Below are 11,487 nucleotides of genomic sequence, written 5' to 3'. Positions count from 1 at the left end.
AAATCATCTAATTACTGTCTAGAAGTAGCAACTTTCACCTCTTCAATCGCGCCCGATCTCCCCATTGTTTTCGCCATTTCTTGATTGACACTTACTAAAACTCCCCCTGCATTCCCAGCACGAACTGTAAGTTCCTTATTTGCTTTCCAATTACGTTTACTTCCCTTCGCTAATTTACCTTCATATTTAACTTTGCCATCCGCTACCACCCGAATCCAAGATTCTTCTTTCAAAGTGATTCCTACTTGTACTTGTTTTTGGGATGGTTGATTATTTTTTTGATTCCCAACAGAGGAATCTTTTTCAGAATTTATCTGAGATTTTTCTGGATTTTGAGATAATTGCAACTGCGAATCATTTACATTACTATTAGCACTTAATGATGCAGTATTTAAGAAAGTAGATAAACCACTTATAGAAAATAAAATTAAGAAAATATAAATAAGATAAAGATGTACCGAGCTTAATTGTCCAATTGGTCTGACAACCCAGGGTGAATTAATCGTAATTTTACTCGAACCTAAAGGATAAGTACTAGCAAATTCCGCTCCATTAAAACCAAGGACATTAGCAAATTCTCTAATCAAACCTTGAGTATAAATTGGTTCTGGAAGCTCCGCTAAATTCGCTTGTTCTATTGCTTGCAATAACCGACGTGAAATCCTTGTCATTGCAACAATTTCATCCAGCGAAAAACCTTTTTCTTCACGACAAGTGCGTAGTTGGGCACCCATCTCCGTTAATCTTTCTGCTCTTTGCTCTTCTAGTGATATATTCGACTGCTGTTTTTCCTGCTTTTTAAACCACTTCATCTTTGGTTTGACTCCTTGGAATACCTTAATCATTAATGGGGATATACGGGGATTATTCGCACAAATTATTCGCACAAATTATTGATACAAATTATTGGTACAAAAAATTAACTTCAAAGTCTTTGAGATAACGGTATTGTCCTGGAGATAGACTCTCTTTTTTTGATGTATTTAATTTGATTTGACCAATAGCGGTACGATGCAGCTTGATTACTGGGTATCCCATTTGTTTCGCCACAAGGCGAATTTGGCGTTTTCTTCCTTCCTTGAGAATAATTTCGAGTTCACTAGTCGCAGCCAATTTTCTCAGCAGACGCACCTTTGCTGGTCTAGTTCTCCTTCCATCTAAAAGCACACCCTGACGCCATTGTTCTAATACTTCTTCCGGGGGAAATCCTTTTACTACTACTCGATAAGTCTTGGGGACACTGTGACGAGGATGAGTCAGTCGAAATGTTAGTTCGCCATCATTAGTTAATAATAATGCTCCTGTAGAATCAGCATCTAGACGACCAACAGGATGAATTCCTTTTCCTTTTCTCAGTTCTTGTGGTAATAAATCTAAAACCGTTTGTCTTCCCTGTGGGTCATCACATGTTGTTACAACACCTTTAGGTTTATGTAACAATAAGTACACTTTTTCCGGATTATTCTTAGGTAATACTGGATTATTATCAATTTCAATTATGTCAATTTGTGGGTCTATTTTTTGTCCTATATGTGCTAGCTCATTATTAACTTTTACGCGAGAATGCCTAATCATTTCTTCGGCTTTTCTTCGCGAAGCAACTCCCCACTGTGATAGTATTTTCTGTATTTTCACCCCCATCTGATACCTGGTATATTTTATATCTAGAAAATTAGTGTATATACTGCTTATGAATTATTGATAGCGATAATCGCTACATTTAAATTCTGCTCGAGTACATTTAAATCGTAACTTCACATTTATAAAGCTAGAGTAAACAAATGTCACATAATACCTCAAAGAAAAAAAAATCCAGAAAAATTCGTGTATTCACCAAAGTACTCACAGCGGCTCTTAAATTGTGGCTGCGATCGCAAGTAAGTCAAATATCCCAATTAGAACTGGAAATAAAAGCCAACGATGGTGAAATACTTTCTGGTTGCATACCCTGGGTATCAATTCTTGCTAGTGACGCAGTGTATCAAGGTATTCACCTGACCGAAGTCCAGCTGATAGCAGAAAATATTCGCATTAATATTGGCTCAGTACTCAAAGGTCAACCACTACAGCTACTAGAAACAGTCCGAGTGTTTGGTGAGTTGAGAATTGAAGAAAGCGACCTGAACGCTTCTCTTCCATCAACATTATTATCCGCAGCTTTAAACGATGTCATGACTCAGATTTTACCAGAAGATATTGCTAAATCCAAGTTAACTAATTGGCAAAAAATCATTATTGAAGAAAGGAAAATATTGCTCAATGGAAATTTATGTAAACAAAGTATTTACGAGCAAGTAGATATTGTTATTGGCTTAAGTTTATTGGGCTCTCAGAAGTTACAATTGTCTCCGATCCATATCACTAAATCTGATGAAAATATAATAAAAAATCATACAGAATATATTGATTTAGGAGACGATGTAGATATTCAATATTTGAATTTGAGTAAAGGAATACTTGCATGTAAGGGGACAGTGAATGTTAATCCTTAAATTAAATCCTTAAATTAGTCGTAAGCAAAATATTAACAGGTATTTTTTGTTGTACAATTTTTAACTATTACTTAAAAAAACCACAAATAAAACCGGGTAGTAGCTGGTTTAAGAAAAGATTAAAAATTGTTAATTTACTAACTATTCCTGTGTTTAGTTAGCTAATGCAAATTATTGGTATTAGTTTTTAATATTAATTATTACTCGAACGTTTTTGTAACAAGAAATGTAAATAAAATAGTTGGGGATTAAATATATGAAAACTAATTCCCTGACTATTAATCAATAGATAACTTAGTGCCTTGACACCTAGAGTGTTTTGCATTACATTGTAATACATGATATGTGGATAAAATATTGAATCTTAAAAATATTGAATCCCAATAATATTTAAATATAAGTCTTTAATTATAAAGTTAAAGTAACTTTACCATCCAATTACTACATTACAAAAAGATTCTGGTGTTGCTTACTAATTTTCATAGAGTTGTGACACCAATATTACTTGAAAAATATATTTGCATGCTAACTAGACTAATTTATTTGTCTAGCTATTTAAATCTCTATCTAATTAAATCTCTGTCTAACAGTTCCAATATGAAACAATAAGATTTTTACGATATTAAGGGCTTACTTATTTATTGATATCTGAACGATAGCAAATTACACATAACAAAATTTTTATACATAAATATCTTCCGAGTAATTTTTCAAATTTGATAGAAAATACTCGGATACGTAACATTTAAATTTGAAAATAGATTATCATCTGTAAATCTTGATTCCTTAATTTTTGATTGCTGCATAAATTCAAATATGGGATTTGATTATTTTGGTAAAAGTGACGACTATCGAAACAAAAATCAACCTAGCCTACTTGCTAATGGTTGGAGACCATTTAATCGTGAATTTGATTGGGATTTTTTGTGGCAATTATTTCATCAAGACACGCAAGAGTTAACTCAAAAAAGTTTGAATTTAGCAAGTCGTGTTGGAGAAAACTTAGGTAGAAATAATTATGCTTGGTGGGCAAACTTATTAAATATTTTCTCTGAAGATACGCGTTATGAAGTTGAAAAATTTTGGAATTACATTACACCAGAACCTTTATCGCCGGACTATCGTTACAAAGATATTCTAAGCACTGAGACTCCCATAGTTCAGTTTGTAAGCCGTAATAGTATTCCAATTGACTATGTCCTCAACCGTCTCCAGGAGATTGCTGTATTCAGAGTTTTAGATTTACTAGGTTGTCCGGATGTTATTACCCAATATTATTTAGAACGTGACTTTTATTTTCCTGTAGAAAAATTTAATGGTTGGGAGCGTTTGGATGTTGTCAACAGTGTGTACGCTTATTGGTCTCAACATGATGTTTGGCTCCAAATCGATCCCTATGACAGAGGTCGAAGACAATATACCTTAATGGCGAAAGATATACAGCCACTAATCAATAAAGCAACCTACGACTTAGCTGTGATGCTGAGTGGATACCAAAGTCGTGTGGGAAAAATTCATAGTGAATTCCCCATCAAAACTTTTGGAGCAAATATCCAAACTTTTACTGACTCAGTACAGCAAGCAATTCTTAATCAAAACCAGTTAGCTGTTCTGGTACACGGAAAACCTGGGACGGGGAAAACAGCTTGGACTCAAGCTGTTGCGAAAGAAATCCTTGCACCTTTGGGTTATGTTATCTTCATCTTGGATCATGATGCTATTTCCAACTTTGTTCCACCATCTTACTTAGAAAGAATTTGTCTCATTATCAACGAAGCAGATAATTTAGCTCAAGATCGCGCTAGTGAAGTAGCACAATATAGTAATAAAACAGAGCATATTTTGAGTTTACTTGATGGAACTCTATACCAGAGTGTTATTGATCATTCTGGCATACAAATGCGACAAAGATTAGTGGTTTTGATGACTTGTAACACTACTGAAAGATTAGACCCAGCAATGTTGCGTAAAGGAAGAGTAGATTTACTCCAAGAGTTCAGTCAAAAGTTTGTTTAATTATTATTTAAACGGGGAATATAGCAATCAGCAATTCCAAATCATTTATGAGATTCATGAAAATCAATATTGTAGAGGCGTTGCAGAGCCTGAAGCTTTGGCTTAACCTCTGCAATGTCTTTACTTTATCTGCTAATCAAATATGATTGCTATAAGTAACAGAAAATAGGGAGCAAAAACTTTCTCATTCAAGTATATTTTTACTAATGTAGATGAAAAAATTAAATAATTGAGAGCAGAATTGTGCCCGGTAGTCCACTGCTTTGCTAACAGAATTTGGGAGATAGGAGCCAGAATTGGAATCTCTTTGCACCTGCTTTCTGGAAGGTTAGTTATACCTTACTTACTTTTAATTAGCTATAAGTAGCTTTTAATTAGCTATAAGTAGTGAGATGTATCCCTGGTATGATGACGGAGGGGTAATTTGCAGAACCATTATGTTTACTGATGTAAATAACTCAGAATAAACATAGTAGCTGCGCGTGTTTGAATGGAATAATATATAGTCTTAAGGTTGTTTATGCTCCCAAAATCTCTTTAAAACGCAGCAAAAATTGCGTTATTTCTGAAACAATTACAGTAACATCTAGAGATTTAAGATGCTCTTAACTTGATGTAGATAATGACAGATTTAGGTAACAAGTTGGGTCAACTTATTCCTCATAAGCAACTAGAAGTACACAATCATCAAGTAAAGATGGAATTTCCGCAGTCGCAACAATTATTGCAACTAGTAATGGATAATATTCCCCAGTCCATATTCTGGAAAGACTGTAACGGTGTTTATCTGGGTTGCAACCGCAATTTTGCTCGCGATGCAGGTGTTGGAGAACCGGAAAATATTATTGGTAAAACAGATTACGATTTACCTTGGACATGCGAGGAAGCCGAATGGTACCGAGAATGCGATCGACGTGTGATGGAGGAAGGAATACCCCAACTCCATATTCATGAAACTCAGCAACAAGCAGATGGAAAACAATTTTGGGTGGATACCAATAAAATTCCACTCCGAGACTATCAGGGTAATATAGTTGGTATTCTCGGTACTTATGAGGATATAACTGAACGCAAACAAGGTGAAGAAAGCTTAAAAAAATTAAAGAACACCTTAGAGGCAAAAATAGAAGAACGCACTACACAACTTCGTCAAGTAGAAACACGTCTTTCCCGAATTACAGACAACTTACCAGGAATGATCTATCAGTTTCGCCTCGATTCCGATGGTAGTGTATCATTTCCTTATATTTCCTCTGGATGTCGGGAAATTTATGGACTTGAGCCGCAACAAGTACAGCAAAACTATGAATTGCTCTATAATTGCGTCCATCCAAGTGACTTCCCTGGTTTAGAAGAAAGTATTTTGACTTCTGCTCTAACACTAGAAAAATGGGAATATGAGTGGCGAATTACTACTATCTCCGGTCAACAGAAGTGGTTAAGGGGAATGTCTAAACCCGAATTACAATTAGATGGTTCTATTGTCTGGGATGGTTGTATCGTTGAAATCACCAAACGTAAGAAAGCTGAAGCAGAACTCAAAGAACTCAATGAGAAATTAGAAGCCAGAGTAGAAGAGCGCACTCTAGAACTACGCCAAAGTGAAAAAAGACTGCGAACTGTTATTTCCTATGCTCCAATTATTCTGTTTGCTTTAGATCGAGAAGCTCGCTTTACTTTTTCTGATGGTAAAGGTTTACAAGCTTTGGGACTTAAATCAGGAGAAGTCATTGGGGTTTCTGTCTATGAATTCTACCAAGATTTTCCTGAAATTCTTGCCCAAATTGATTCAGCTTTTGCAGGACAAGAAGTAACTGATGTTGTGAAAGTAAATGGAATATTTTTTGAAAGTCATTACTCCCCCCAGCGAAACCAAGCAGGTGAAATTATAGGGGTTACTGGGTTATCTGTAGATATTAGCGAACGTAAAAAAGTAGAAGCAGCTCTTAAAGAACAAATACAACTCTCTGTTTTTCGTGCTTCTATAAATTCTACACTGATAGCAAGTGGTAATTTACAGCATATTCTGCAACATTGTACCGAACTAGTTGTTAAATATCTCGATGCTGCTTTTGCTCGGATTTGGACCCTAAATCCACAAGAAAATGTTTTAGAGTTACAAGCCAGTGCCGGGATATATACCCATATTAATGGGTTTCACGGTCGCGTACCTGTAGGTAAGTACAAAATTGGTTTAATTGCTCAAGAACGCCAGCCACATTTAACTAATTCTGTACAAACTGACCCAAGAGTTACCGATAAAAAGTGGGCAAGAGAAGAATCTATGGTTGCTTTTGCAGGCTATCCTCTGATATTTAACCACAAATTGGTTGGGGTCATCGCAATGTTCGCCCGCCATGAATTATCAGAATCTGTTTTAAATGAGTTATCTTTCGTTGCAAATGAAATATCTCTCGGTATCAGTCGCAAACAAGCAGAAATTCAGTTGCATCACAAAGCAAATGAGTTAGAAAAGACTTTACACGAGTTAAAACATGCTCAAGCACAATTGATCCAAAGTGAGAAGATGTCTTCCTTGGGTCAAATGGTTGCAGGTGTTGCCCATGAGATTAATAATCCTGCTAATTTTATCTATGGTAATCTCACCCATGCAAGAGAATATACTCGAGATTTATTGGGTCTTTTGGAACTTTATCAAAAAAAATACCCTAATCCTCCCCAAGAAATTAAACGAGAAATCGAATCTATCGAACTTGATTTTCTCATTCACGATTTGACAAAACTATTTCGTTCCATGGAAGAAGGTACACGACGCATCCGAGAAATTGTAATTTCTCTGCGTAATTTTTCTCGTCTTGATGAGGCTTCATTTAAGCAGGTTGATATCCATGAAGGTATTGAAAGTACATTAATGATTTTGCAAAATCGTCTTAAAGCAAAATCAAATCGCCCAGAAATTAAGGTGTTCAAAAATTATGGTGACCTTCCTCAAGTTGAATGTTATCCCGGTCAACTCAACCAAGTATTTATGAATATCTTGATTAATGCTATTGATTCTTTGGAGTCAGATATAGCTGATAATTATAATCATTTACCAGAATTTCCAAGCCCTCAGATTTACATCCAAACTAAAAAAATAAATCAAAACAGGATTTCTGTTAATATTACAGACAACGGTGCTGGGATCGAACCAGGAATTTTTGCTAAGCTATTTGACCCATTTTTCACCACCAAAGATGTAGGTAAAGGTACTGGATTAGGTTTGTCAATTAGTTATCAAATTATTGTGGATGAACATGGTGGAAATTTATCGTTTGAATCAACTCTAGGAACAGGTGCTAGCTTCACTATCGAAATACCAATAACTCATTCCTTATTTCGCTTGCATTCAAGATAAACCTGAGATGAGCCAAGTAAAATTACAGATATTAAATAAATAAATTCAAGATATTAAACTAAAGGCATTAAACTCGCTATAAGTTCTTGATTTTGTTCATCTGTACCTACGGTGATGCGTAACTTATTTTTTAGACCGGGTTGTTTAAAATAACGAATTAAAATTCCTTGGGCTTTAAGTTTTAAGTATATATCTTCAGCATTATCTCGGGGTGGTTGAACGAGCAAAAAGTTTGTTTGGGAGTCCCAAACGCGAAAGCTTAGTTCTCTGAATTCTGATGCTAACTTTTCCCTTGATGTTGTAATTTTTTCTATGCAAGCATTCTTATAAGCTCGATCTAGGATTGCAGCAGCACCAACAGCACAGGCGATCGCATCTATATTGTAACTGTCTTTGATTTTATACAAACCTGTCAATAGTTTAGGATTCGCAATCCCAAAACCCAGCCTAATCCCTGCAAGAGAATATCCTTTCGATAAAGTCCGGATTGAAATTACATTGTCAAACTCTTTAACAATAGACAATGCATCTTCCGTTGTAAAATCAACATAAGCCTCATCAACAACTAACACACCGGACAGATTTGTAGCTAGCGATCGCAAATCTTTTAACGGTACTACATGTCCAGAAGGACTATTGGGTGTAGCGATGAATGTAATAGCACCATCAGCCCGAATAATTTCTTCAACAGGTAAACGATAATCTTCTGGGTAGGGAATTTCAATAACTTCAGCTGGTTGCATCGATGCCAAAGTACGATAAAGTACATAAGTTGGCATGGGGTAAACTACTTTTCGTCCTGGTTCAGCACAAGCGCGAATTACTAAATTTAAAACTTCATCGCTACCGTTACCAACAATTATCCAATCAGGGGGAACATCTAACACTTCACCCACAGCATTACGGAATTCATTTGCAAAAGGATCGGAATACCTGCGTAAACGTTTCCAGTCAAAATTTTGCAACACTTTTTCCACCGCAGGTGAAGGGGAATAGGGATTTTCATTACTATTAAGCTTAATAATTTTACTCCCAGGTTTGGGTTGTTCTCCGGGGATATATCCGGTCATTGCATCAATATTAGAACGAAAAAAACTACCCATTACTTTTTCCTTTGTTCTTATTCTTTGTAGTTAATTTATAAATTACTGCTTGTCACAAGTCTTAGAGACGCGATATGTCCTGTCTCTAGAATATGGCGAAAATAATGAATAGACCTACGGAGCAAGTAAATATTCCTTGATAAACTCTGAAACTCCATCACCATGAACTTTAGTTGCAACCCAATTAGCTTTTGCTTTGACTACATCTTGTGCGTTACCAACAGCAACTTTAAATCCACAAATATCGAAAAGTTGTAAATCATTCTCTGCATCGCCAATAGCAATTACTCGCTCACTTGTAAAATCAAAATGTAATAATGCTTTTTCTAGTCCCTTTGCTTTATCTATTCCTGCAGGTAAAATCAAAGGTCGGTTTTTATGGGGAATAATCTGTAGAGGAAATTTAAATTCATTGACTATAGCATTTACTTTTTCAGCATATTGACTGTAAACTGCCGTCACAACTCTATCTTGATGAAATGGGACGCCATTTTTCATTAATTGACCGAGAAATTCTAAGGGAGGACTATTTGCTAAAAATTCTAGTTTTCCAGTAGATGGAAAGTATAGGATTGCTCCATTTTCAGCAACAACTGAGTCAAACATTTCAATTTGGGGGCAGGCATATAATAAACTATCAAATCCCCTTCCTGTAACTATACTCAGAAGATAACCTGCTTCTTTTGCAAGTAATAAAGCTTTTTCGGCACTGTTAGTCAATGTACCTTTTGTAGCAATTGTCTCATCATAGTCAGTCGCCAACATTTTAAATTTAGACATCGATCTTGAGTAAGAAGTAAGAAGTAAGAAGTAAATAATTCACAATCCCCAGTCCCCAGTCGCTAATCCCCAGTAATACCTACTTCCCAATACAAAATTTACTAAATATGCGATCCAAAACTGATTCTGTCACCTCATCACCTGTAATTTCTCCTAAAGCTTGAATAGCACCCCGTAAATCAATTGACCAAAAATCAAAAGCTAAATGTTGTTGGGCTGTAATTTGTACCTGTTCTAAAGATTTTTTCGCTCTAACCAGTGCTGCAGCTTGTCGTTGATTAATGGCAATATCTAAGTCTGCAGCTTGTAGTTTACCCAAACCAATTTTCTCTAAAATCGCTGCTTCTAAAGCATCAATACCTTGATTTTGGGCAGCAGCTGTCATGACTCTAGAGTGTGACTCCTGAATTTGAGATTCAAGATTTATTATTTCATTTTCTGGTAACAAATCAATTTTGTTCGCCACTAAGATTACAGGACGATGTTTGATGCGATCGTAAATTTCTCCATCCGCATCTGTCCAACCAACAGAAGCATCAATAGTAAATAATATTAAATCTGCTGCTTTTGCTGCACCCTCAGAACGCTCGACACCAATTTTTTCAACTTGGTCTTCTGTATCTCTAATTCCTGCGGTATCTAGTACTTGTACTGGTATTCCACCAACAACTAACTGGGATTCCACAACATCCCGAGTAGTTCCAGGTAAATTAGTTACAATTGCTTTATCAGTGCGACTCCAAGCGTTTAACAGACTAGATTTTCCTACATTGGGGCGTCCAACAATTGCAACTCTCAAACCACTCCGCAACATTTCACCTTTATTTGCTGTTGCTAACAATTTAGCAATTTCAGCAATAAAATTTTCAATTTGTACTAATATCCCATCACAATCTAAAGGCGGTAAATCATCTTCAAAATCTATTCGGGCTTCAATTTCTGCTAAAACATCCAAGCATTGGGCGCGTAATTTTCCGATAGAAACAGCTAATTTACCTTGTATACCTGCAAGTGCTGCTTGTGCTGCTTGAGGAGATTTTGCACCTACCAAATCTTTTATGCTTTCAGCTTGAGTTAAATCTAGCCTCCCATTTAAAAAGGCGCGGAGGGTAAATTCTCCAGGTTGGGCGAGCCTCGCACCATTTTCCAAGCATAGTTGCAATACTTGTTGTACCGCCATAATTCCGCCATGACAGTGAAATTCCACCACATCTTCGCGGGTATAGGAACGAGGTGCTTTCATAATTAATAAAAGTGCTTCATCCACAGTTTGTTTTGTTTGGGGATGGCGGATATAACCATAAAGAATGCGGTGAGTTTCCCAAACTTGATTTCCCGGGGTATGAAAAATAGTCTCAGCAATTTTCATTGCTTCTGAACCAGAGACGCGCACGATTCCTACACTACCTTGTTGGGGGACAACAGCAGTAGCAATGGCTGTAATAGTTCCAGTGGTGGCAAATATTTCCGACATCAGCGCCTTTAATTGAGATTCAATATTTGTAATTGATATTGGTTAGATTAGCAATTTTGTGTTTTCTTTTCAGATTACTTTAGTTGATATCAGAGTTGATGTAATAGGTAATTTATCAAATTGGAGTTCATTCCCAGAGCAAATCTGACTAGCGATAAAATATTTAGGTAGGAGAAGGGTATTTCTACTTATCCGGTCTACAATTCCGGATTACCTTCTACAGTAGGCGCTTTAAGATGATGCGCGATTAGAGATCCAAAGAGA

The 11,487-nt window shown here is 36.1% G+C and carries 8 protein-coding genes; 3 read left to right on the top strand and 5 right to left on the bottom strand.

The features are described from left to right. Nucleotides 1-11: 11 nt before the first annotated feature. Both BC008_RS20415 and BC008_RS20410 read right to left on the bottom strand, forming a co-directional pair. Nucleotides 12-812 (bottom strand): helix-turn-helix domain-containing protein, encoded by an 801-nt coding sequence (locus BC008_RS20415; RefSeq protein WP_027843420.1) that lies wholly within the window; start codon nucleotides 810-812, stop codon nucleotides 12-14. A gap of 91 nt (nucleotides 813-903) precedes the next feature. Then, on the bottom strand, nucleotides 904-1,641 hold the full coding sequence (locus tag BC008_RS20410) for a pseudouridine synthase (RefSeq protein WP_027843419.1): 738 nt from the start codon (nucleotides 1,639-1,641) through the stop codon (nucleotides 904-906). Nucleotides 1,642-1,781: 140 nt separating this feature from the next. Here BC008_RS20410 and BC008_RS20405 point away from each other — a divergent pair, with 140 nt between their 5' ends. From BC008_RS20405 to BC008_RS20395, 3 genes are all read left to right on the top strand, one after another. Beyond that, entirely contained in the window at nucleotides 1,782-2,492 is a 711-nt protein-coding gene (locus tag BC008_RS20405; protein ID WP_027843418.1) for an LmeA family phospholipid-binding protein, read from the top strand. A gap of 816 nt (nucleotides 2,493-3,308) precedes the next feature. After that, nucleotides 3,309-4,508, top strand: coding sequence for an AAA family ATPase (locus BC008_RS20400; protein ID WP_027843417.1), 1,200 nt, complete (start codon nucleotides 3,309-3,311; stop codon nucleotides 4,506-4,508). A gap of 622 nt (nucleotides 4,509-5,130) precedes the next feature. Next, nucleotides 5,131-7,866, top strand: coding sequence for a PAS domain S-box protein (locus BC008_RS20395; protein WP_027843416.1), 2,736 nt, complete (start codon nucleotides 5,131-5,133; stop codon nucleotides 7,864-7,866). Nucleotides 7,867-7,919: 53 nt separating this feature from the next. Here BC008_RS20395 and hisC read toward each other — a convergent pair whose 3' ends face one another. From hisC to mnmE, 3 genes are all read right to left on the bottom strand, one after another. Beyond that, nucleotides 7,920-8,969 carry a histidinol-phosphate transaminase gene (gene hisC / locus BC008_RS20390; RefSeq protein WP_027843415.1) on the bottom strand — a complete coding sequence of 350 codons (1,050 nt, stop codon included), beginning with the start codon at nucleotides 8,967-8,969 and terminating at the stop codon, nucleotides 7,920-7,922. 114 nt (nucleotides 8,970-9,083) lie between these two features. Beyond that, entirely contained in the window at nucleotides 9,084-9,749 is a 666-nt protein-coding gene (locus tag BC008_RS20385; protein ID WP_027843414.1) for an HAD family hydrolase, read from the bottom strand. 79 nt (nucleotides 9,750-9,828) lie between these two features. Continuing rightward, on the bottom strand, nucleotides 9,829-11,223 hold the full coding sequence (gene mnmE, locus BC008_RS20380; RefSeq protein ID WP_027843413.1) for a tRNA uridine-5-carboxymethylaminomethyl(34) synthesis GTPase MnmE: 1,395 nt from the start codon (nucleotides 11,221-11,223) through the stop codon (nucleotides 9,829-9,831). Between the last annotated feature and the right edge of the window lie 264 nt (nucleotides 11,224-11,487).

This window comes from Mastigocoleus testarum BC008, assembly GCF_001456025.1.
Classification (GTDB): domain Bacteria; phylum Cyanobacteriota; class Cyanobacteriia; order Cyanobacteriales; family Nostocaceae; genus Mastigocoleus; species Mastigocoleus testarum.
Note: the sequence above shows the minus strand (reverse complement) of the source record. Positions and strands in the feature narration are given on the sequence as shown.

Bases quoted from the DNA above. Each gene is read 5' to 3' on its own strand.
- BC008_RS20385 (WP_027843414.1), bottom strand. From the start codon at position 9,749: ATGTCTAAATTTAAAATGTTGGCGACTGACTATGATGAGACAATTGCT.
- BC008_RS20415 (WP_027843420.1), bottom strand. From the start codon at position 812: ATGAAGTGGTTTAAAAAGCAGGAAAAACAGCAGTCGAATATATCACTA.
- hisC (WP_027843415.1), bottom strand. From the start codon at position 8,969: ATGGGTAGTTTTTTTCGTTCTAATATTGATGCAATGACCGGATATATC.
- BC008_RS20400 (WP_027843417.1), top strand. From the start codon at position 3,309: ATGGGATTTGATTATTTTGGTAAAAGTGACGACTATCGAAACAAAAAT.
- mnmE (WP_027843413.1), bottom strand. From the start codon at position 11,223: ATGTCGGAAATATTTGCCACCACTGGAACTATTACAGCCATTGCTACT.
- BC008_RS20395 (WP_027843416.1), top strand. From the start codon at position 5,131: ATGACAGATTTAGGTAACAAGTTGGGTCAACTTATTCCTCATAAGCAA.
- BC008_RS20405 (WP_027843418.1), top strand. From the start codon at position 1,782: ATGTCACATAATACCTCAAAGAAAAAAAAATCCAGAAAAATTCGTGTA.
- BC008_RS20410 (WP_027843419.1), bottom strand. From the start codon at position 1,641: ATGGGGGTGAAAATACAGAAAATACTATCACAGTGGGGAGTTGCTTCG.